Annotated in this window: 20 protein-coding genes and 2 pseudogenes; 12 read left to right on the forward strand and 10 right to left on the reverse strand. The window is 56.8% G+C overall.

Annotation, left to right across the window (positions count from 1 at the left end):
• Positions 1 to 2: 2 nt before the first annotated feature.
• The 4 genes from QMX98_RS02245 (at position 3) to QMX98_RS02260 (ending at position 4404) form a co-directional block, all read left to right on the forward strand.
• Complete coding sequence (locus QMX98_RS02245; RefSeq protein WP_008060977.1) at positions 3 to 503, forward strand: (2Fe-2S)-binding protein; 501 nt, start codon at positions 3 to 5, stop codon at positions 501 to 503.
• 5 nt (positions 504 to 508) lie between these two features.
• Complete coding sequence (locus tag QMX98_RS02250) at positions 509 to 2047, forward strand: AMP-binding protein (RefSeq protein ID WP_282410178.1); 1539 nt, start codon at positions 509 to 511, stop codon at positions 2045 to 2047.
• A 19-nt stretch (positions 2048 to 2066) separates the two neighbouring features.
• A complete protein-coding gene (locus QMX98_RS02255) occupies positions 2067 to 2870 on the forward strand; it encodes an enoyl-CoA hydratase/isomerase family protein (RefSeq protein ID WP_010459412.1) in 804 nt (267 codons plus the stop codon).
• A 181-nt stretch (positions 2871 to 3051) separates the two neighbouring features.
• Positions 3052 to 4404, forward strand: a complete 1353-nt coding sequence (locus QMX98_RS02260; RefSeq protein ID WP_282410179.1) for an MFS transporter — start codon at positions 3052 to 3054, stop codon at positions 4402 to 4404.
• Here the strand turns inward: QMX98_RS02260 and QMX98_RS02265 are convergent.
• Positions 4397 to 5182, reverse strand: coding sequence for an alpha/beta hydrolase (locus QMX98_RS02265; RefSeq protein WP_183681689.1), 786 nt, complete (start codon positions 5180 to 5182; stop codon positions 4397 to 4399). The genes QMX98_RS02260 and QMX98_RS02265 overlap by 8 nt on opposite strands.
• A 90-nt stretch (positions 5183 to 5272) precedes the next feature.
• On the opposite strand from QMX98_RS02265, the gene QMX98_RS02270 reads away from it, so the two are divergent.
• Together QMX98_RS02270 and QMX98_RS02275 are read left to right on the forward strand one after the other, a co-directional pair.
• A complete protein-coding gene (locus QMX98_RS02270; RefSeq protein WP_282410180.1) occupies positions 5273 to 6244 on the forward strand; it encodes an XdhC family protein in 972 nt (323 codons plus the stop codon).
• Positions 6245 to 6432: 188 nt separating this feature from the next.
• A complete protein-coding gene (locus tag QMX98_RS02275) occupies positions 6433 to 7287 on the forward strand; it encodes an AraC family transcriptional regulator (RefSeq protein WP_282410181.1) in 855 nt (284 codons plus the stop codon).
• A 103-nt stretch (positions 7288 to 7390) separates the two neighbouring features.
• Here the strand turns inward: QMX98_RS02275 and QMX98_RS02280 are convergent, their stop codons facing one another.
• Together QMX98_RS02280 and QMX98_RS02285 are read right to left on the reverse strand one after the other, a co-directional pair.
• Entirely contained in the window at positions 7391 to 7681 is a 291-nt protein-coding gene (locus QMX98_RS02280; protein ID WP_282410182.1) for a DUF6388 family protein, read from the reverse strand.
• A gap of 70 nt (positions 7682 to 7751) precedes the next feature.
• The gene (locus QMX98_RS02285) at positions 7752 to 8495 is read right to left on the reverse strand and encodes an SPOR domain-containing protein (RefSeq protein ID WP_077750320.1); all 744 of its coding nucleotides are present in this window, start codon (positions 8493 to 8495) and stop codon (positions 7752 to 7754) included.
• A gap of 586 nt (positions 8496 to 9081) precedes the next feature.
• Here QMX98_RS02285 and QMX98_RS02290 point away from each other — a divergent pair.
• Together QMX98_RS02290 and QMX98_RS02295 are read left to right on the forward strand one after the other, a co-directional pair.
• Positions 9082 to 9477: pseudogene (locus tag QMX98_RS02290) on the forward strand (cation:proton antiporter); the annotation flags it as partial.
• 57 nt (positions 9478 to 9534) lie between these two features.
• Positions 9535 to 9678, forward strand: a pseudogene (locus tag QMX98_RS02295) (zinc-binding dehydrogenase); the annotation flags it as partial.
• 109 nt (positions 9679 to 9787) lie between these two features.
• Here QMX98_RS02295 and QMX98_RS02300 read toward each other — a convergent pair.
• Positions 9788 to 10771: an LLM class oxidoreductase gene (locus QMX98_RS02300; protein WP_145309532.1), complete on the reverse strand. Its 984-nt coding sequence runs from the start codon at positions 10769 to 10771 to the stop codon at positions 9788 to 9790.
• Positions 10772 to 11527: 756 nt separating this feature from the next.
• Between QMX98_RS02300 and QMX98_RS02305 the strand changes: the two genes are divergently transcribed.
• Positions 11528 to 12835, forward strand: a complete 1308-nt coding sequence (locus tag QMX98_RS02305; RefSeq protein ID WP_282410183.1) for an OprD family porin — start codon at positions 11528 to 11530, stop codon at positions 12833 to 12835.
• Positions 12836 to 13118: 283 nt separating this feature from the next.
• On the opposite strand, the gene QMX98_RS02310 is transcribed toward QMX98_RS02305, so the two are convergent.
• From QMX98_RS02310 to QMX98_RS02320, 3 genes are all read right to left on the reverse strand, one after another.
• Positions 13119 to 14138 (reverse strand): zinc-binding alcohol dehydrogenase family protein, encoded by a 1020-nt coding sequence (locus QMX98_RS02310; RefSeq protein ID WP_282410184.1) that lies wholly within the window; start codon positions 14136 to 14138, stop codon positions 13119 to 13121.
• A gap of 10 nt (positions 14139 to 14148) precedes the next feature.
• Positions 14149 to 14442: a putative quinol monooxygenase gene (locus QMX98_RS02315; protein ID WP_282410185.1), complete on the reverse strand. Its 294-nt coding sequence runs from the start codon at positions 14440 to 14442 to the stop codon at positions 14149 to 14151.
• Positions 14443 to 14603: 161 nt separating this feature from the next.
• Positions 14604 to 15695: an NADH:flavin oxidoreductase/NADH oxidase gene (locus tag QMX98_RS02320; RefSeq protein ID WP_282410186.1), complete on the reverse strand. Its 1092-nt coding sequence runs from the start codon at positions 15693 to 15695 to the stop codon at positions 14604 to 14606.
• Between the two features lie 85 nt (positions 15696 to 15780).
• Between QMX98_RS02320 and QMX98_RS02325 the strand changes: the two genes are divergently transcribed.
• A complete protein-coding gene (locus QMX98_RS02325) occupies positions 15781 to 16083 on the forward strand; it encodes a metalloregulator ArsR/SmtB family transcription factor (protein WP_083350136.1) in 303 nt (100 codons plus the stop codon).
• A 71-nt stretch (positions 16084 to 16154) separates the two neighbouring features.
• Here QMX98_RS02325 and QMX98_RS02330 read toward each other — a convergent pair whose 3' ends face one another.
• Complete coding sequence (locus QMX98_RS02330) at positions 16155 to 17075, reverse strand: LysR family transcriptional regulator (protein ID WP_282410187.1); 921 nt, start codon at positions 17073 to 17075, stop codon at positions 16155 to 16157.
• 122 nt (positions 17076 to 17197) lie between these two features.
• On the opposite strand from QMX98_RS02330, the gene QMX98_RS02335 reads away from it, so the two are divergent.
• Positions 17198 to 17941, forward strand: coding sequence for an SDR family oxidoreductase (locus tag QMX98_RS02335; RefSeq protein ID WP_282410188.1), 744 nt, complete (start codon positions 17198 to 17200; stop codon positions 17939 to 17941).
• A gap of 102 nt (positions 17942 to 18043) precedes the next feature.
• Here the strand turns inward: QMX98_RS02335 and QMX98_RS02340 are convergent, their stop codons facing one another.
• Complete coding sequence (locus tag QMX98_RS02340) at positions 18044 to 19198, reverse strand: zinc-dependent alcohol dehydrogenase family protein (RefSeq protein ID WP_282410189.1); 1155 nt, start codon at positions 19196 to 19198, stop codon at positions 18044 to 18046.
• On the opposite strand from QMX98_RS02340, the gene QMX98_RS02345 reads away from it, so the two are divergent.
• Positions 19164 to 20051, forward strand: a complete 888-nt coding sequence (locus tag QMX98_RS02345; protein WP_282410190.1) for a LysR family transcriptional regulator — start codon at positions 19164 to 19166, stop codon at positions 20049 to 20051. The genes QMX98_RS02340 and QMX98_RS02345 overlap by 35 nt on opposite strands.
• 16 nt (positions 20052 to 20067) lie before the next feature.
• On the opposite strand, the gene QMX98_RS02350 is transcribed toward QMX98_RS02345, so the two are convergent.
• Positions 20068 to 20373 (reverse strand): helix-turn-helix transcriptional regulator, encoded by a 306-nt coding sequence (locus QMX98_RS02350; RefSeq protein WP_083348647.1) that lies wholly within the window; start codon positions 20371 to 20373, stop codon positions 20068 to 20070.
• Positions 20374 to 20498 lie beyond the last annotated feature (125 nt).

Genomic DNA, 20498 nt, shown 5'->3' on the forward strand with positions numbered 1-20498 from the left:
ACATGCGTGTAACTGCCGACCAAACCTTTCCGATCCGCCTGGAACTCAACGGCCGCTCCCGCGAAGCCCTGGCTGAGCCGCGGACCCAACTCTGCGACTTCCTGCGCCACGACCTCGGTGCCACCGGTGTCCATGTCGGATGCGAACACGGTGTCTGCGGTGCCTGCACGGTGCTGGTGGACGGAGTCGCCATGCGTTCCTGCCTGATGCTCGCGGTACAGGGGCACGAGCGGCGTATCGAGACCGTCGAGTCCCTGGCTGACGACGACACTCTGAGCGACCTGCAACAAGCCTTTCGCCGTCATCACGCCTTGCAGTGCGGCTTTTGCACTGCGGGCATTCTCATGTCCTGCGTGGATTTTCTCGAGCGGGTACCCAACCCGGACGAGACCCAGGTACGCGACATGCTTTCGGGGCACCTATGTCGCTGCACGGGTTACACCGGCATCGTTCAGGCCGTGCTCGAAGTCGCTGCCCAGCGCCAAACGAACAAAGGGGTATAACAAAAATGTTCGATCTCGGACGCAGTTTCCTCGCTGCCGTTGAACGCCGCCCGCACGCCGTGGCGGTCAGTGACGGTGCGTTGAAGAAAACCTATGAAGAATGGTTCGTCGATATCCAGAGTGCCGCCTGGGGCTTGCAATGCCTTGGGCTGCAACGCGGCGATCGACTGCTGGTAGTGATGCAAAACCGCTGGCAGATGGCAACCTTGCATTGGGCCTGTCAGTTTGCGGGCATCGTCATGACCCCGTTGAACTGGCGTTCGACTGCCGAGGAACTGGGCTACTGCATCGAAGATGCGCAAATCCGTGCAGTGGCTTACGACGACGCGACCGTGACCGCCGTGGCCGGTTGCAGCGCCGCCACAAGGCTGCCACGGATCGCCACCGGTCTGCGTGCCGCCAACACCGACCTGAGTTTCGAGGAACTGTGTTCGCAGACCCCCTCCGGCATCATTTTGCAGGCCGACGCCGAAGACTTTTCACTGCTGCTGTACACCTCCGGAACCACCAGCAAGCCCAAGGGCGTGCCGCGTCGGCACCGTAGTGAACGCGCCGCAGCGGTTGCCCACGTAGCGCAAAACCTCTACCGCCAGGGCGAGTGCACGCTGGGTGTCATGCCGCTTTACCACACCATGGGCGTGCGTTCGTTGCTGTCCATGGCGCTGATCGACGGACATTTCGTCTGTGTGCCGAAGTTCGATGTGGAGGCCACGCTGCAGGCCATCGAGCGGGAAAAGGTCAGCAACCTGTACCTGGTGCCGACGCTCTACCACATGCTCATCGAACACCCGGCCTTTGCCCGCGAGCGAGTCGCCAGTGTGGAGAAAATCGGCTTTGCCGGTGCACCGATGAGCGACGGTTTGATGCGTCGCGTCGAGCAGGCGTTCCAGCCGCAATTGTTCGTCAATCATTACGGCAGCTCGGAGATCTACACCTTCACCATCGACCAGCAAGCCAGCCGCAAACCCGGTTCGTCAGGGCGCAGTGCAATGAACCAGCGCGTGCGCGTGGTTCCGATTGATGCTGAAACGGCAGACGTGCAGGTCAACCCCTTGGAGGAGGGTCAGATCATCGCCGACCTGGCGAGTGACGAGGCGTTCGAAGGCTACCTGAACCGTCCCGAAGCGACCGCCAAGGCATTGCGTGACGGATGGTATTTCACCGGTGACATCGGTTACTTCGATCTTGAAGGCGATCTGTTCGTCACGGGGCGTGTCGATGACTTGATCATCACCGGCGGCGAAAACGTCAGTCCGGCAGAAATCGAAAACATGCTCTCCCTGCACCCGGCAGTGGAAGAGGTGGTGGTGGTCGGTCTGCCCGACGAGCAGTGGGGCAAGATCATCGCCGCGTTTATCAAGCTGCGCGCCGACGTCTCTGAAGGCGACCTTGATGCCCATTGCATCGCTTCGGGCCTGGCCAAATTCAAGCGGCCACGGCGTTATCAGTTCATCGATCAGATTCCCAAATCTCCAGTGGGCAAGGTGCTGCGGCGCGTGCTGCTGGCTCAATTTCAGGAACAGGCCTTGAAGGCCATCAGCTAATCATCCAGAGGACACTCTCATGCAACAGCAAGCGATCCAGCAATTTCTCGACACTCAGTTCGATGGCTTCCAGGTTGAAGTCGATGTGTCCCGCGAGCGCGCCGACATCATCCTCAACCGCGCACCGTTGAACGTCATTTCCATGGGGCAGCGTGATGAACTGCGCCAGGTCTTCGAAGCCCTCGATGCACACAAAGGCGTGCGCGTCATCGTGCTGCGCTCGGTGGGCGAACACTTCTCCAGCGGTGGCGACATCAAGGGCTTCCTCGAAGCGTCGCCAGAGCACGTTTCGAAACTGGCCTGGAACGTCGCGGCACCGGCACGTTGCGAAAAACCGGTGATCGTGGCCAACCGGGGTTACACCTTCGGCGTCGGTTTCGAACTGTCCCTGGCCTGTGATTTCCGCATTGCTTCGCAAACCACTCGCTACGCCTTGCCTGAGCAGAACCTCGGTCAGATCCCGGGCTCGGGTGGCTCTGCGCGCCTGCAGAAAATCATCGGCATCACCCGCACCAAACACATGGTAATGCGCGCCAAACGCATCACCGGCGACCAGGCCTACGCCTGGGGTATCGCGACCGAGGTCGTGCCGGATACCGAACTGGAAAGCACCGTCGACGCGTTGGTCGATGAACTGCGGCGCTTCTCGCCGTTGGCTCAGCGCACGGCGAAAAAACTGATCAACGACAACGAAGATGCGCCGCTGACCGTCGCGATCGAAATGGAAGGTCACTGCTATAGCCGTTTGCGTAGCTCCAAGGACTTCAAGGAAGGCGTTGAAGCGTTTCACAGCAAGCGTACGGCCGTGTTTATCGGCGAGTAAATCGTACTGGCGAGCGGGCCCGGGAGTATGTTGGTAACAGCGTACGCCTTACGGAGCAGGGCCTGCCGCCCCTTCAATGCAACTGAAAGGGCACATCAAGGTTTCACCGCTGACCTGCTGATTACTCGCAACCCGTGCACCGGGATGCAGAACGTTCGATCACCGTTTGTGTGAGGCAACCATGACTACGACAACAACAATAACTGCATCACCCTCCAGCGCCGCTAGCGATACACCACAGATTCCACCGGGCAAGGCCTTGCTCGCGGCATTTGCCTCGACATTCGGCTGGGCGCTGGATTTGTTTGACCTGTTCATTCTGCTCTATGTGGCGCCGATCATCGGCCGCCTGTTCTTCCCCTCGGACACCCCGACACTGTCGTTGGCCGCCGTCTATGCGTCGTTCGCCGTGGCCTTGCTGGTGCGTCCGCTGGGCTCGGCGATCTTCGGTGCGTATGCCGACAAACACGGTCGCAAGCGTGCGTTGATGGTGTCGATGGTCGGCGTCGGTATTTCAACGGCACTGTTTGGCGCGTTGCCGACCATTCATCAGGTCGGCATATTGGCCCCGATACTGTTTTTGGTCTTGCGGGTGATTCAGGGCATTTTCGTGGGCGGCATCGTTGCCTCCACTCACACCATCGGCACCGAATCCATCTCGCCGCGCTATCGCGGCTTGATGTCCGGGTTGATCGGTGGCGCCGGCGCCGGTATGGGCGCGCTGTTGGCGTCATTCACTTATCTGGTGTTGTCGGAGATCTTTCCCGGGGAAGAATTTGACGTCTGGGGCTGGCGCTTCATGTTCTTCTGCGGCCTGCTAAGCACGTTTTTCGGTCTGGTGATGTTCCGTTACCTGGAAGAGACCCCGGTCTGGCAGCAACTGCAACAAGCGCGCAAAACCAAGGGGCCGGCGGTAGTTGTCGTGTCGCCGCTCAAGCGTCTGTTCGGTCGCGAGTACCGCGGCGTGATGCTGGTCAACCTGCTAATTACGTTCGGAGGCGGTGCCACGTATTACCTGGCCTGCGGTTATCTGCCGACATTGCTCAACGTGGTCGCCAAAGTGCCTCATGCGCAGACTTCGCAGCTGCTCATGTACGGGTCGGTGGCAACCATTGTCGGAGCACTGGCCTTCGGTTACCTGAGCGACCTGATCGGTCGCAAGAAGACCTTCATGCTGCTGGGTGTGATCAACCTGGTGAGCCTGCCGATGATGTTTCTGGGTGTCGCCGAATCGGGTTCGCTGACCCGTACTGCGCTGTATTGCGTGGGTATAGGCTTCATAGGTGGGGCGATCATCGCGCCGATTCTGATCTTCCTCAACGAACGCTTTGCCACCGAGCTGCGAGCCAGCGGCACCGGATTGTCCTGGAACATCGGTTTCGCCCTCGGCGGAACCATGCCGACCTTTGTGTCCCTGGTCAGCGGCAGCCCGGCGCAGATCCCCATGGTGTTGGCGATGTTCGCCGTCGGTCTGTCGGTGATCTACCTGATCGGCAGCGTGGTGATTCCAGAAACCCAAGGCAATTTCAAGTAAAGGCGGGGAGGCGCTTCAGGAATTCGCAGATCAGCTGCAAGGTCTGCTCGGTCGCTTCGGTCTGGGGAAAGTGCCGACAGTTATCCAGCAACACACAGCGGCACGGTCCAGCGACCTGTCGCTGGATGACCACCAGTTGCTCGGGCGTGGCGTAGTGGTCTTCGCGACCCTGAATGACCAGCAACGGCTTTTCGATATAAGCCAACTGCGCTTCGAGATCATCCAAGGAAAAGTCCGGGTGCAACCAACTGTCGCTCCAACCGTGAAAAGCGCCATCGACATTTGTCCCATGGTGGCGTGCCAGGCGCTCGCGCAACTCGCCCTGATGCCAGGCCTCGGTGGTGTGGCGAATGCCATCGAGGCTCTCGGCCTCGACAATCACGTGAGGCGCCAGTGCGATGCTGCCCAACACGCGTGGATCGTTGGTGGCGGCATAGGCAAGGACGATGGATGCGCCGTCACTGTGACCGAGCAAGACCACTTGCGGCAGTTGCAAGGCATCGAGCAATTGCCGCAGTTCCCGAGGGCCGTCGCTGCTCAGGTAGTTCAGCGGACGCGGCAGGGTTACCGGGCTCGATTGCCCATAACCCTGACGGCTGTAAGTGACCACACCGTAACCGCTGGCCTGGGCCAGGCGCAGGGGGAAGTCTTTCCATTGGTCGGCGCTGCCGAGGCCTTCGTGCAACAGCACCAGTGTCGGTCGCGATGGGTCAGCCGGAGGCAGTTGGCGATGTTCCAGGCGCAGCGCCCCGAGTTGCAAAAACTGTTGTGGCGACATGTTGAATCAACGATTGAACAGGATTGCTCGCAGGTTACCGTAAACGTAACCCTGCATGCAGCACCACGCTTTGCTTGAGGTACAGAAAATATGCGTCATCTCGATGTTCAGGTGATCGACCAGGCACTGCAATGGGCTCGCACCGGGCAGGCCCAGTGGCTATGTACGGTGCTCTCCACCTATGGCTCGGCACCGCGTGCGCCGGGTGCGATGCTGGTGACCAATGGCACAGGCGAACACGTCGGCTCGCTGTCGGGTGGCTGCGTCGAAGAGGAGTTTCTCGAAAGCCTGACGCGCGGTGAGTTACGCGAACCGGCGCAGATCGTCAGTTATGGCGACAGCGTCGAGCAACGCCACCGCCTGCGATTGCCCTGTGGCGGCGTGCTGATCGTGCTGGTCGAGCACCGCGCTGCCAGTCTCGAATGGATCGCCCACCTGGAGAGTCTGCAAGCAGCGTTGCTGGGTCAGCGTCGTCTGCTGCGTCACGTCGAACTGAGCAGTGGTGCCTTGCGCCTGGACCCGGACACCGGACACGGCTGCGAGCGGGTGCAAGTCGTCGACGAAAGCGTGCGCATCAGCGTCGGCCCGGCGTTACGACTGATTCTGGCGGGGCTCTCGCCGGTCGCCGAATTCTGCGCCAGTTTTGCCCGCGCCATCGGCTGCGAAGTCATCGCCTGCGATCCCCGGGAAGAGATGCTGCAAGTAAAACTCGAAGGTGTGGAGATGCAACGCGTGCTGCCCTCGATGTTCATTGCCGCCGGAGGTTGCCACGCGGCGACCGCGGTGGTGGCGCTGACTCACGATCCGCGAATCGATGACCTGGCGCTGATGGAAGCGGTGCACACTCCGGCGTTTTACATCGGCGCCATGGGATCTCAGGCAACCTCGGCCAAGCGCGCTGAGCGGCTGAAACGCATCGGTGGTCTGACGGATGAACAGATCGCCCGTTTACACATGCCCATCGGCCTCGATCTGGGCAGCAAGGCCCCGGCGGAAATCGCTCTGGCGGTGGTGGCCGATATCCTGCGCGTTTATCACGGCAAAGAACGCCATGCCTTGTAAGGCGGTTTTTCCGACGAACGTGGGGGCTGCGAAAGTCGAGGTAGACGCTCGGTCATTCGCGCGCGATAGTGGCCAGCCAAGTGTTGCTGAACCATGGACCGATCGACGGGCTTGTGAAATAGATAAGCGCCCCGATGATATGCATTGAGGCCGATAACGATATCGCTTCAAGCGAGCGGAGGAATCTGATGTCGATTGCCCAACGGGTTTTCCACGGCAGGTTTGGCCGGGTCGCCTTGCTGAATATGGATCATTCGCTGGTCACCCATACCCATTCCGAATGCCATGTGCTGGTCAAAGTGTCCGGCGAGGACACTTACTTCAACGTTAACGGTCGGCGGGTTCCGCTCAGTGATCGCACGGCGGTGCTGGTCAACGCCTGGGAGCCGCATTTCTACGATCCGCAGCCGGGCGCCGGTGCCACCCTGATCCTTGCGCTCTACATCGAGCCCGCCTGGCTGGCCACTGCCCAGCAGTCGCTGGCGCTCAGCGGTCGGCCGGACTTTTTTGCCCGGTCGTGCATCGAGCTGTCGAGTCGTAATCGCACCTTGGCCGACATCCTGGTCGCCGAAGCGCATGGCTGCGGGATCGTGCCGAAAGAACGCATGGAATTCATGCTGTTCGACTTCCTGATCGAACTGATCGAGGACTTTTCCAGTTGGCGGCATTTGTCGATGCTGGGTGCGCCGAACTCAGGTGAGTTCCGGGACGCGCGCGTGCGCCGTGGCACCGCCTGGTTGCTTGAGCACCTCGATGATCCGACCCCGATCGACAACGCCGCGCGGGCTTGTGGACTGTCTCGGGCGCACTTCTTTGCGCTGTTCAAGAAAGATACCGGCATGACCCCGACCTTGCTGCTGAACGACGCGCGCATGCGCCGGGCTTTTACCTGGCTGGAGCGTGAGCGCAGTGGAACGTTGGGCCTGTTGTCGGAGAACCTCGGGTTCTCCGAGCAAGGTCATTTCACACGGTTTTTCCGCCAGCACATCGGAGCTTCTCCCAGCCAGTATCGGCGTGTAGTGGATTGTTATGCGACGGTTTAAATAGAGACGAAGGCGGGGGTATTGGGCAATACTCCCGCCGATGAAGTTAGTCTTTCATCTTGAAGCTGACGGCTTTTATAGACTACGTAAGTTGTAACACTTGTTAATTGTCCAGAAAGTCATAAATCTCTTTCATGCGTTCTTCGCGCATCAACTCAAGTTCTTCCTTGGTTTCGGCCACCCACTGCAGGATGAAGTCCCAGCAATCGCAGCCGTGCGCGTCGGCTTCTGCTTCAAATGCTTCTTTCAGAAATTTAAGGCGATATTCTTCCGGCGAGAGCCCACAGTGTTCAGCGAGGCTGTAGTTCAGCTCGCTGAGTTCAAGTTGGATGCATAAGTTGGCGTCCAGAAACTTTTTTAGGGCGAGTTCGGCTCTAAGTTCTTTTGCGATCATGAATGCTCTCTTGTGGAATGCAATAAGTAGCTGGTTGTTCGAGGTCGGCCCAGCGATAAATCGGACTGTGTCAATTTCCTGCCATCATCCATCCTCGAACGCCATGACGTTCACTCAACTCTTTCACGACGCGAGCCGCGTCCTGCTTTTGTTTATACGGGCCGATGACGACAAAGTTGTTTTCTTTACGCGCTACCGGCAACTCCAGCTGCTGAATGGCTTTTACTGCGCGGTGGCGACTGGGTGTGTTCAATGCAATTTCGACCACCCAAACGCCGGATGAAGGCGTGCTTGAAGCTTCTTTTTTAGGGTGGATAATATAGCCGCCGCATGTCAAGCACGGGCATTCCAGCGTGATTAGCGAGCCTGGAATGGTACGAAAGACATGCCATTGCGTATGAATGGTTTTTTTACGAGCGAAGAGTGCCAAGAGCAGGCCGGTGAAAGCAATCAGACCGCTTAGAATAATTGTCCATTTGTGTGCCTGTGTGGGCAATGAAGGCAGCGTAAGTACTGTAGTTTCATCTGGCTTTTCCATCAAAAACTGTACGGCCTCAGCCTCCGTTGAGTCGGGTATGCGGGATTCGTTTTTCGCAAGGTGCGCGAGCCCGTCGGAATCTTTTGCACTGAGCTCTGCCGCAACTTTATTTGCGGTGTCATCGAATAGTTGTTCGAACTTTGTCACTTTTTGCTGGATGTATGAATTGTCGACGTTGTTTTGACAAGTTTGTCCTGTGGACGTGTAGGTCCATAGTAGTGCTGATAGTTGCCCAAAAACGCCAGTTACCAGGAAGCCCAAGCCAAGCTTTCGCACGACACCATCTCCAAATCAAATGAATTGTTATTTGTCCCGTTTGTTCTGATAAAACAAGGTTCTATTTTTGATCCTGGGATGGTCTAGATTCTTGAGCGCGTCAGTGTGCCCAAGCGCCAAAACGAGTTGGCTGCTTTTTGTTGTTTTAAAGAACATCGGGCATGCACTTTATAGACTGTTGGTTGACGAAAAAGGCTCAGGTGATCAAAAAAAAGCCGTATCAGATGGATTTGATGAGGGCCAATTAAAACACTTATATTTAAGGTTAATATCGTGGCCAAAGTACCTGGCCAAAGATTCAAGCCAAGCCTGCGCGCTCGGTATAAATGAAAGGATTGTTAGCCGGCCCTTTACGGTACGGACGGGGAGAAGCAACTGAATTTTTTGTCACCCTTTCAAACGATGCCGGTGTGCTGCACTACACTTCAGGTGTCATTCCTACCCTGGAGAGTTCCTGGTGAACCCTCCAGATATTGTGCTTGGTCCTGAAAAAATTGCGGGACTGAGCGCTGAGCTTTAAAGCTCTACTCGACACGCCTGGCCGTGGACGCATTACCGGTCCTGATGTGGGATGAGGGTCAATGCCATGGCTGTTGAAGGCAATGCAGGTCAATTATTTGCTGTCGTCACTTTGCTTGCCGCCGCCGTGGTGGCAGTGCCGCTGCTCAAACGCATCGGGCTCGGCTCAGTGGTCGGTTACCTGGCGGCGGGGCTGATCATTGGCCCCTTCGGACTGCAACTGATCAATAACCCCCACACCATCATTGAGGTGGCCGAGCTGGGTGTGGCGATGTTTCTTTTTGTGATTGGACTGGAGATGAAACCCTCGCACCTATGGGATCTGCGTCGGCAGATCTTTGGGCTGGGCAGCCTGCAGGTGGTGGTCTGTGCTGTTCTGCTCACTTTTGTCGGCATGGCTTTTGGATTCCCTTGGCAGGTGTCATTTGTCTGCGCAGCGGGCTTTGTACTCACCTCCACGGCCCTGGTTATGCAAGTTCTCTCGGAACGCGGTGACATTACCGAGCCGAGAGGGCAGCACGTCAGCGCTCTGATTGACCAAGGTGTTCTGCAGACCACTGTGGGCGAGCACTTCGGTGCGATTAATGCGGCCAACATGCGTCGTGCCCATGCGCTGGTCGAGAGCGGCAAGGCCCGGGGCAAGATCGTTCTAGAAGGTTTCTGACTTCACTCCTCGGGCGGGCTCGCTTGCGGGCCTCTGAACCGCCTGCGGCATCACTGCCATTTTTTATGTCGCAGAGTGGACGATGAATCCGTCCAGTAACGTATTGGTTTCAGTTCGCTTCAGAACGAGGCTGTACTCCGAATTGCGCAACGATGTGAGTGCCCAGCTCCTCAATGACTTGCGCAGCAGGGCGCTTTCCGTATTTGAGATTCAGGATAACGTGGTCCACTCCGATTTCCTCAAGCGACTCCAGCAAAAACCGGAGATGGTAGTGTCCAAGTTTGAACCCCAAATGAATGCGAGTGGGTGGCGTGGACGGGTTCTCATCGAGGTCGATGTAAAGCGACTGAGTGAAGGGCTTATAGACGGAACCACATTGCTTCATGACCTCCATCCGCCAATCTTCCACGATCAGTCGCTGCATTTTCGGCGCGCGTGGATAGTTGATCCATCCGACGCTTTCGCGCGCGATCCAATCCAGTGACTGGCGGCTATGCCCGGTTACGAGCATTGGAATCACTTGGGTTGTGGGTTTCGGAATGAGGTCTGCGCCCCGCAGCTCACCACCGCTCCAGCGGATGGGTTCGAAGCTGGTGCTGTGGGCTCGGCGAATCACCTCGTAATGTTCTCGAAAGACTTCTCCGCGCCTTTCGGCATCGACGCCAAAAGCCGAAAATTCCACAGGGCGATCGCCGGAAGCTACCCCCAGAATCAAGCGACCTGCGCTCAACTGATCGATGCTGGCTGACGCCTTGGCCGTGTGCAGTGGATGGTGTAAAGGGATGGCAATGGATGCGGTGCCAAGCGTTATCTCTGACGTATGAGCGGCTATATAGCCCAGGTAAACCCAAGGGTCGAAGACTTGGCCGACATCGCCGAAGCCAGGGTCGCGAAGAGGCACATCGCGAAACCAGAGCGCGCAAAAGCCCAGCTCCTCGGCTCGTTTGGCCAATGCGACCTGGTTGAGCATGCTCGGAGTGTCCCCATCGAAGGCCTCCAAAGGAAAGAACAATCCCAGGCTCAAATGACCCGGAGTGAAGGTTCGGCTGAACCCTCGATGCTCCTGATAAGGAATCGTGCTCGGCCGATACATACTAATCTTCCTCAATGGGGAGAACGTGAACAGCGCCCCTGTTTCCAGAGGTGCTGCGGCATCGGTCGCTTGGGAACGACAGGTGGGGTAGTGGGTGCAATCTTTGCCCGTTGCGCCGTACATGCTGGTCGGGTCGACCGGAGTGAGGGGCCAGTTGCTGGCGATACGCGCGGGCAGGTCCGGATTGGCATTGAGCGGGCGGTCAAAATAAATCAGATCGTTCCAACCCGATACATCGCCTGAGCAAAAGCATGGGGACCATCCAACAAGCGTAGGCGGCATTGCGGGGGAACCGCCATGTTCGTCGTCCGTCTCGGTACCTGTCGCAGATGATTACACCGCAGTCTGGGCCTTGGGCGTCGTGATCGGCGCGCCGCGGGTTGCTATAGAGGACAGTCGTCAGGTCAGCCCGCTGAGCCTTTGGGTACTCGACCGACAATTGGGTCCGGCCCCAATCCTGAAATTCAGACGATAAGATAAATTTTCAGACTGCAACGCAGAACTCCATTTCCCTAGGCAAGGCACTCCCTGCGCCTTTCTCACACAATCCGCTCTATCGCTATCGCGTTGCATAACAGAAACAGGTGCGATGAGCGACTTTGGAACTTGCATTAACAATATTAACTTGATGCAGGAGGGGCGAGGCATCGTCGATTTCTCGTTTTCAGCAGGATGTTAAGAATAATAAAAAAACGCGCACCTGAAAATCTTGCGTTGCTTCTATTACTTTAAAATAACAAATGGAGCGCTATATAAATGAGTGGAAAAACAATAACTGCAAGTTCGGTGTTTCTTAGTATTACCCTGAGTGCCCAGGTGCATGCGGACTTCCTGAGTGATAGCAAAGCCACCTTGGGAATGAGAAACTTCTACTTCAATAACGACAACCGCGATGGCGTCGCCGCACCTTCCAAAACCGAAGAATGGGCGCAGGGTTTCATGTTGGACTTCAAATCGGGCTATACCGATGGCATGGTTGGCTTTGGTGTCGATGGCTTGGGGTTGCTGGGGGTTACCCTGGACAGCGGCAAAGGACGGCATGTCGGCAGCAGCATGATGCCTTCTGACAGTGACAACCGTGCCGTCGACGAGTGGAGCAGGCTGGGGCTGACCGGAAAAGTCAAAATGTCGAAAACTGAACTTCGCTACGGCACCTTGATTCCGAAACTCCCAATTCTGGTCGCCAACGATGGGCGCGTGCTTCCGCAAACCTTCGAGGGCGTTCAAATCACCTCGAGCGAGCTCAATAGCCTGACCTTGACTGGAGGTCGGATCGAACATGCAATAGGACGTGGTTCGAGCGATCAGACGGGGCTGGCCGTTACTGGTGGTACGCGTGAAAGCAATCAGTTTGACTTCGCCGGGGGCGATTGGAAAGTCACCAAGGATCTGACAGCTCAGTACTACTACGCCGGCCTCGATAACTACTATACGCAGCATTTTTTGGGATTGATTCACACCCTTGCCATCTCGGACAATCAGTCCCTTAAAACCGACCTGCGCTACTTCAAAACTGACTCGTCAGGTGCCAATAGCTCCGGTACGTCAGGCTACAGAATGAGTGGCTACACCAAAGACGGTAGTGGAGAGATCGACAACCGCACCTGGAGTGCCGCGTTGATTTATACACTAGGTGGCCACGCGATTACTGCGGGGTACCAAAGTGTGTCGGACGGCAGCAACTTCACTCAACTCAGCCAGGGTAGCCTGGTAGACAAGGGCGCCGGTGGAGCAAGCCTGTATCTGTATACCGACCGCCTGATCCAAACTTTCACCCGCGCAGGCGAGCGCACAGCTTTCGGTCAGTATGCTTACGACTTCGCCGCTCTGGGTGTCCCTGGCCTGAAAGGCTCGGTCATGTACCTCTCCGGCGATAACATTAAAACTACGTCAGGCGACAACCAAAAGGAATGGGAAAGAGACATTAGTCTGGACTACGTCCTTCAGTCGGGAGCGCTCAAAGGCGTCGGGTTCGGCTGGCGTAACGGCAAGTCCAACAGCGAAGCGGCTCGTAGCGTAGATCAGAATCGTGTTTTTGTAAGCTATAGCCTTCCGCTTCTCTAACTATTGTCATGAGCGGTTAATTCCCAGCTTTGTTTTTGTTTACAGAGCTAATGATGGATTCAGTCGTCTTGTTCCACTTGAAGAGCTTGGCAAGCGCTGCGGGCGCTGAGACCTGGAACTGATGGCTGACCTCTTTGGGCGTTAATCCCTCCGCCAATAACAGCAGAATTTTGGCCCGCAGCCCAAGACGCTGCCCCAGCCAGCCCATCCGCGACCAGCCTTGTAGTGTGGCGTGGTCAAATCGCATTAAAACGAATGGGGCGGCGGGTTTGTCTACACCCTCTTAGAAGCCTTCCAGCACGACCTTGCCCTTCGCCTTGCCGCTTTCCAGCAGAGCATGGGCACGACGAAGATTTTCTGCGCTGATGCGCCCGTAGTTGTCGCCAACGGTGGTGCGCAAGTCACCCGCATCAATGCGCCGCGAAACTTCGTTGAGGATGTTGTGCTGCTCCTGCATGTCCTCTGTCTCGTAAAGCGAGCGGGTGTACATCAGCTCCCAGTGCAACGACAGGCTCTTGCGCTTGAGCGGTACGGCGTCCAGCGTGGCCGGGTCATCGATCAGGCCCAGCTTGCCCTGAGGCTTCAGTGATTCGATGATTTGCTCGTAGTGCCGATCGGTCTGGGTCAGGCTAGCGACATGGCTGACTTGTGCGATACCGATGCGCTTGAGCTCCTCGCTGAGTGGCTTGGTATGGTCGATGACATGATGCGCACCAAGCTCGGTGACCCAGGTCTGGGTTTCAGGGCGCGAAGCCGTACCAATGATCGTCAACCCGGTTAGCTGACGCGCCAGCTGAGTCAGGATTGAACCCACCCCGCCTGCAGCGCCGATGATCAGCAGCGTTTCGCCCCGGTCGGTGGTATCGCGTGCAACACCGAGGCGATCAAACAGTAATTCCCAAGCGGTCAAGGAAGTCAGTGGCAATGCCGCAGCCTGGCTGAATTCCAACGACTGGGGCATTGAACCGACGATACGCTCGTCCACCAGTTGCAGCTCACTGTTGCTGCCCGGGCGGATCAGCGATCCGGCGTACCAGACCCTGTCACCGGGCTTGAATAGCGTCACGTCGCTGCCGACCGACTTGACCACGCCGGCAGCGTCCCAACCGAGGATACGCGGCTGGCTTTCGTCTTCGTGCGGTACGTAGCCCTGCCGCACCTTGGTATCGACAGGATTGACCGATACGGCCTTTACCTCTACGAGCAAATCGCGCGGCCCCGGCACTGGCTCGGGTATATCGATCTCCACCAAGGCGTCGGGATGTTCAATAGGCAGGCATTTGAAGTGTGCAATGGCTTTCATTCGAAGCTCCTCAGGAGATGCGATACATTTTCGTGATGGTGAGCTTGTCAGCAGCACGTTCGATGAAAGGGAGCGCTGCCTGATAATGCGGTGTCGCTTCGTGAGCAGTCAGGGCCGCTTCATCCCGCCACTGCTCGATCATGTGGAAAATGTGAGCCTGCTCGGCATCACGATGGAAGTCGTACTGGATACAGTCCGCTTCGCCTCGGCTTGGGCCTTGCAGGCCCTGCAACGTCTGCTCGAGTTCGGCTTGAAAGCCGGCCTTGGCGACCAAAGTGGCTATCAATGTGAGAGGGGTGGTCATCAAACCTCCTGTCTGTGTGCGATATAAAGAGGGAACGCATTGGCTGGCACGGGTGTATCGAAGCTGTCCATGCCGGCCATGCGGCCAAAACCTGAATCAGCCCGGTGATCCCGAAGAATTGATAGCCCGAAGGCCATGCGAGCGCTCTCGCTCGGGTGGGATCACTTGTAGCGTTCAAGCCAATGGGCATAGGGAGCGGGCAAGGTCCAGGAAGGACGCTCTACTCCCAGCTCCTGCGCGGCTAAATAGGACCAGTTAGGATTGCCCAGGTGCGCCCGGCCAATCATCGCCAGATCCAGTTGACCACTCCTCACCGCTTCTTCGGCGACGCTCGGCGTGCCGAAGCCCCATGCCGAGGCCACCGCAATCCCCGTCTCGCGCCGTACCCGCTGGGTAACTTCGCCCATGAAACCGGGGGCCCAAGGAATGTTGGATTCAGGGATGGTGAACCCGATACTGACGCTGAGCAAGTCCAATCCACCGTCCTTGAAGCGACGTGTCAGTTCGATAGCCTCTGACAAGGTCTGTTCATCCCGGCCGTCGTATTCGATGACACCCAGGCGAGCGGTCAGCGGCAAGTGCTCTGGCCATACTTCGCGAACCGCCGCCAGCGTTTCCAGCAGAAAGCGGCTACGGTTATCGAAGTTTCCGCCATAGGCGTCGTCACGAAGGTTGGAGTGTTCAGAGAGGAATGACTGGGCCAGATAGCCATGGGCGAAATGCAACTCTAACCACTCGAAGCCAGCGTCACGTGCACGGCGAGCGGCTGAGACAAAATCCTCGCGCACCCGGGCGATATCCTCCAGCGTCATGGCTTTCGGCTGCTTGGCGAGATGAGCGCCAAAGGCAACAGCCGACGGGGCGATGGTCTGCCAGCCACGCGAATCATCCTCGCCGATATGATCGTCGCCTTCCCAAGGACGGTTCGCACTGGCCTTGCGCCCCGCGTGGGCAATCTGGATACCTGGCACTGCGCCGGCAGCCTTGATCGATTGCACCACGGGCACGAAGGCACGGGCGAGTTCATCATTCCAGATACCAGCGCAGCCAGGCGTGATCCGTCCTTCGGGCGACACGGCAGTCGCCTCGACGACCACCAGTCCTGCCCCGCCACGCGCGAGGGTGGCATAGTGCACAGTGTGCCAATCGTTGATCAGGCCATCATTGGCCGAGTACATGCACATGGGGGGAATCGCGATCCGGTTGCGAAGGGAGACATCCTTGAGCGTGAAAGGTTGGAACAGCGCAGACATTAGGTCTTTCTCCGAGGGATACTATTTCTCTTGTTCGATAATATTCGAACTATTGACATAGAGCAAACCCGTGTATGATTCGCCCATGCGCCCCTTCAAACACCTTCCTCTCAGCGAATTCGTTCTTGAGCGTCTGTTTTACGCCTTGAGCGACCCTGTACGCCTGGAGATTGTCCGGCGCCTCGCCGAGCTGGGAGAGGCCAGCTGTGGCGAGCTGGACGGTGGTCGCGCGAAGTCCACCATGTCCCATCATTTTCGAGTGCTGCGAGATGCCGGCCTGGTTCAAACCCAGACCATCGGCACGACCCACATGAACTCGTTGCGTAGGGAAGACTTGAGTAACCGTTTTCCGGGCCTGCTGGAAACGATCCTGTCCCAGCGCGACTAATGTTGCTGTGGGTCACTCAGTGATGCATGCCCGAAGGGACAGCGTAATACTCCACCCAAACAAGCCCTTGTTCAGAACTGTTTACAGCGCTTGCTCTGCGCAAAAAACCGCGGATCGGAAAAACAGTTGACCAGGTGGTCGTACACCAGCCTCACTCGTGGTGCCACGGGCCCTGATTGCGGACGATACATGATCAATTCGGAAGGCGGCGGGGCATCGTGCTGCATGACCTCGACCAGGCGCCCTTCAGACAGGTAGGGTTCTGCCAGATAACCGGGCATTTGCCCAAAGGCGAGTCCGGCCAGAACAATCTCTCGCTCGGTTTCTGGGTCGTCGCAGGTAAATGCCGGGGAGGCAGGCAGGAACGCTTGTCCCTCGGCAAGCACCCACGGCCAGGGCCGGCCGTTGTTGCGATCGATCAGCATCGACAGGGGTAAGCGTTTCAGATCCTCGATTTTGCCAGGGCGTTGCACGGTGTCGAGTAGTGACGGCGCCGCAACGATTTTCAGGTCCACATTGGCCACCGTTCTGGCGATATAGCGCCGATCCCGCACAGCTCCGATACGAATACCGATGTCGATCTTGTTGGCCACCGCGTCAGTGAGCTGGTCATCCAGGCTCAGGTCGATGCTCAGGCCCGGATTCTCCCGCATCAGCGGTTTCAGAAACTCGATCAGATACAGCTTGCCGATGGCGTGGGGGGCCGTGATGCCGACGATGCCTTTTGCCTCCTGTGTACTGTGGGCGATAAACAATTGATCCACCCGCTCCAGGGTTTCCCGGGCTTGCAAGGCGAAATTGGCACCAAAAGCGGTGACATGAACCTGCCGCGTGCTGCGGTGGAACAACAGCTCCCCAAGCGTGCGCTCCAGTTCTTTGATGGCGCGTGTCACTGTCTGCGGAGAAGTGCCGAGGCGGGTGGCTGCATCGCGAAACGTGGTCGATTGCGCTGCCACCGAGAAGATCCGAATCAGCTCCATGCGATTGAGCATTGCCGTCAACTCCAGTTCCAGAAAATGGAATTCTCAAATCCGAACTCTTCCATTTTATGACGAATAAAACCAGCGCAGACTGCACCCGTCAACCCAAGCAGGTCTCAACAGGAGCGCTGAACATGAGTAAAAACATCCAGGGTAAAGTGGTCGTCATCACCGGTGCGAGTAGCGGTCTGGGCGAAGCCACCGCGCGTCATCTGGCAGCGCTCGGCGCCCACGTGGTTCTTGGCGCCCGTCGCCAGGATCGTCTGGACGCGATTGTCCGGGAGGTCGCCGCAGCAGGCGGAAAGGCGATTGCCCATCCGATCGATGTCACACGCAAAGAGGACTTGACTGCGCTGGTCGCCAAGGCTGTCGAGGCATTCGGTCGCATCGATGTGATGATCAACAATGCAGGGCTGATGGCGATCTCTCCGATTTCGCAGCTGCGCGTCGAAGAGTGGGATCGCATGATCGACATCAACATCAAGGGCGTGTTGTATGGCATCGCGGCCGCGTTGCCGCTTTTCGAACAACAGGCCAGCGGTCACTTCATCAACATCTCGTCGGTTGCCGGCATTAAGGTATTCAGCCCCGGTGGATCGGTTTACAGTGGCACCAAGTTCGCGGTGCGCGCCATTTCCGATGGCCTGCGTCATGAAGTCGGCGGGAATATTCGCACTACGACCATCGAGCCGGGCGCGGTGGATTCCGAGCTGAAGTTTGGCAGCGGGCACCAGCCGAGCGCCGAGGTCGTTGGCGAATTTTACAAAAAGGCTATCCCGGCTGATTCAGTTGCACGGGCCATCGCTTACGCGATCGAGCAACCTGCCGATGTCGACATCAACGAAATCGTTCTGCGTCCGACTGCGCAGGACTTCTGATAGCAACCCTTTGCCGTTTGCGCCCTTGCGAAAAGGTACGGGCGCGAGCGACTAAGTTTTAGCGCTATTGAAATACTTCGAATGTCTGGCCTTGAGCCCTCGTTATGCCACCCCCACCAACTTAGCCTGTCGCTCAATGACGACTTTGCCAATAGCATTGCCTGACTCAAGACGCACATGTGCCGCGCTGACACCCGCAACAGTGAAGTCATGGCGCTCATCAATCAGTGGTTTGACAAGGCCGCGATCAACCAAGGCAGCTAGTCTTTGCAGGATCTCGCCATGGTGCTTGCGGCCTTCATTATGAATGATCGAAATAGCCATGAATACAAAGTCGAGCCTCAATGCCTTGAAGTGCATTTCGGTCAGATCGTAGCGGTCGTAACCGATGATCGAGACGACATGACCTTTAAGCTTCGCGGCTTTCAGTGAGTGTTGTAAGACCTCACCGCCCAAGGTATCGAAGACCGTATCGAATCCTTTTCCTTCGGTGATTCGCTGGCTGTATTCCTGGGGCGTTTCGCTGTTATAGAAAATAATCTCATCGGCGCCCAGCCGACGGGCAATTTCCGCTTTTTCTGGCGTTGAAACCGTCGTCGAAACCTTGGCCCCCAGGACCTTGGCCAATTGAATGCCTATGTGCCCAACACCACCGGTGCCACCATGCACCAAGACGTTGTCATTGGGTTTGATCGAGGCTCGGTCGATCAACGCCTCCCAGGCCGTAATTGCCACGAGCGGCAAGCTGGCTGCTTCGCCAAAAGAGAGCGACTTGGGTTTTAGAGCAAGCATCTCGGCATCGGCCTCCATCTGATCTGCCAGCGCACCGGGAATCCCCACGATGCCACCGAAACAGCCATAGACTTCATCGCCTACGTCAAAGCGAGTCACACCAGCACCGACAGAGCTGACGACCCCTGAAACATCGATGTGAAGAATTGCCGGAAAAGTCAGACCGGCTGTACCTTCGCTGCCCCGACGAATTTTTGTGTCCACTGGATTAACGCTTGTCGCCCGGACATCGATAATCACATGACCTGGGCGAGCAACGGGATTTTCAGTATTGATTTCTACGAAAAGGTCTGAGTTACCATGCTCATTTATCACAATAGCCTTCAAGGCTTGAACTCCGAGGAACAATAAGCCAACAAATTTATCATCAATAAAATTGGATAAATACGTTAGAATTGTTGAATCTTTCGGTCTTTTTGGTTGGTAATAAGTGCTGGATTCCATCGATGAATTGCGTTTGTTCATTGCCGTTTTTGAGGAGGGATCTATCCGTGCAGCTTCCGAACGATTGGGGATGACTGCTGCAGGCGGAAGCAAGCGTCTTCTGGCCCTTGAAGACAGCGTTGGTCGGAGACTTTTTAACCGCACCACCCGCAAGCTAAGTCCCACTTCGGACGGTGAGAAGCTTTATCAACACGCACTAAGCATCCTGGAAAGCGTCGAAAAGGCCGAGCGAGGATTTTTCCAGAAGACCGAGATTACCGGTCATCTACGCATAACCGCTTCCGCGACATTTGCCCAAGGTTATTTATCGAGCGTCGTGAGCAGTTATCTCAAACGCTATCCTGGCGTTATCGTTGATCTACACCCGACAGATCAACTGGTTGATTTGGCCGCCCATGGTACCGACCTTGCGATTCGGCACGGAGTATTGGCCGATTCATCCCTGATCGCGCAGAGGATTTCTGCGTCCCGACGTCTGATTTGCGCCGCCCCCCAATATTGGGAAAAACAGGGCGTGCCTACCTCTCTAAAAGACTTGACCACGCTGGACGGCCTCATCGTCGGAAAAGATTCCAGTTGGACTATGTCCCGAGGGGGCGTTAAAAAAACGTGCAAAATACGCAACCGTTTTTCATCCAGTTTGGGGGAAGTGGTTCGCCAGATGGCAATTGATGGGCATGGAGTAGCGCTGCTGATGGACTGGCATGTACGAGATGATCTTGATTCAGGAAAGCTGGTGGAAGCATTTTCCGATTGGGCCATTGAGCCCCCGGTGGGAATCTATGCGGTATACCCTTCAAGAGAAAACATCGCTCCGACTGTTCTCAGTTTTATTGCTCATCTCAAAGAGTGGGTGGCGGCCCACCCCGTCTAAATCGGGTAACGTGGACCTAGATCTTTTCTTGCAGCACTTTGAAAAAGGCATCGATATTTTCCTCGTGGCGTTTGTAATAGGTCCAAGGGCCTATCCGCTGCGAGGTTAGCAGGTGCGCGCGCTGCAGGGATGTGAGGTAAAGCGATGTAGTGGACTGCGAAAGGCCCGTGCGCTCCTGGATGATGCTGACGCATACACCTACTGTTTCCGGGTCGACTTCCTGCTCCGGAAAGTTCGTCCTGGGATCCTTGAGCCAATTGAGGATGTCGAGGCGCATCGGGTTCGCCAAGGCTTTCAGGGCTTCGTTGATGTCAATGTTCATAAAATTTGCGATACCTGTTTTTCGCGATATTACGATATCTTCCTCGTTCGCACGGAAAATTGGAAGGCGCCAAAATGAACTCTGCGGTACGTTTGTCACCCGCCAAGATCATTGCTGATTGCAGT

The sequence above is a fragment of the Pseudomonas sp. PS02303 genome, assembly GCF_029959925.1.
Classification (GTDB): Bacteria; Pseudomonadota; Gammaproteobacteria; order Pseudomonadales; family Pseudomonadaceae; genus Aquipseudomonas; species Aquipseudomonas mandelii.

Excerpts from the sequence above, each read along its gene's own strand:
- QMX98_RS02265 (WP_183681689.1), bottom strand. The coding sequence starts at position 5,182 with ATGTCGCCACAACAGTTTTTGCAACTCGGGGCGCTGCGCCTGGAACAT.
- QMX98_RS02325 (WP_083350136.1), top strand. The coding sequence starts at position 15,781 with ATGCGCCCCTTCAAACACCTTCCTCTCAGCGAATTCGTTCTTGAGCGT.
- QMX98_RS02315 (WP_282410185.1), bottom strand. The coding sequence starts at position 14,442 with ATGACCACCCCTCTCACATTGATAGCCACTTTGGTCGCCAAGGCCGGC.
- QMX98_RS02280 (WP_282410182.1), bottom strand. The coding sequence starts at position 7,681 with ATGATCGCAAAAGAACTTAGAGCCGAACTCGCCCTAAAAAAGTTTCTG.
- QMX98_RS02275 (WP_282410181.1), top strand. The coding sequence starts at position 6,433 with ATGTCGATTGCCCAACGGGTTTTCCACGGCAGGTTTGGCCGGGTCGCC.
- QMX98_RS02310 (WP_282410184.1), bottom strand. The coding sequence starts at position 14,138 with ATGAAAGCCATTGCACACTTCAAATGCCTGCCTATTGAACATCCCGAC.
- QMX98_RS02335 (WP_282410188.1), top strand. The coding sequence starts at position 17,198 with ATGAGTAAAAACATCCAGGGTAAAGTGGTCGTCATCACCGGTGCGAGT.
- QMX98_RS02255 (WP_010459412.1), top strand. The coding sequence starts at position 2,067 with ATGCAACAGCAAGCGATCCAGCAATTTCTCGACACTCAGTTCGATGGC.
- QMX98_RS02350 (WP_083348647.1), bottom strand. The coding sequence starts at position 20,373 with ATGAACATTGACATCAACGAAGCCCTGAAAGCCTTGGCGAACCCGATG.
- QMX98_RS02340 (WP_282410189.1), bottom strand. The coding sequence starts at position 19,198 with ATGAACAAACGCAATTCATCGATGGAATCCAGCACTTATTACCAACCA.
- QMX98_RS02330 (WP_282410187.1), bottom strand. The coding sequence starts at position 17,075 with ATGCTCAATCGCATGGAGCTGATTCGGATCTTCTCGGTGGCAGCGCAA.
- QMX98_RS02250 (WP_282410178.1), top strand. The coding sequence starts at position 509 with ATGTTCGATCTCGGACGCAGTTTCCTCGCTGCCGTTGAACGCCGCCCG.
- QMX98_RS02305 (WP_282410183.1), top strand. The coding sequence starts at position 11,528 with ATGAGTGGAAAAACAATAACTGCAAGTTCGGTGTTTCTTAGTATTACC.
- QMX98_RS02260 (WP_282410179.1), top strand. The coding sequence starts at position 3,052 with ATGACTACGACAACAACAATAACTGCATCACCCTCCAGCGCCGCTAGC.
- QMX98_RS02300 (WP_145309532.1), bottom strand. The coding sequence starts at position 10,771 with ATGTATCGGCCGAGCACGATTCCTTATCAGGAGCATCGAGGGTTCAGC.
- QMX98_RS02245 (WP_008060977.1), top strand. The coding sequence starts at position 3 with ATGCGTGTAACTGCCGACCAAACCTTTCCGATCCGCCTGGAACTCAAC.
- QMX98_RS02320 (WP_282410186.1), bottom strand. The coding sequence starts at position 15,695 with ATGTCTGCGCTGTTCCAACCTTTCACGCTCAAGGATGTCTCCCTTCGC.
- QMX98_RS02270 (WP_282410180.1), top strand. The coding sequence starts at position 5,273 with ATGCGTCATCTCGATGTTCAGGTGATCGACCAGGCACTGCAATGGGCT.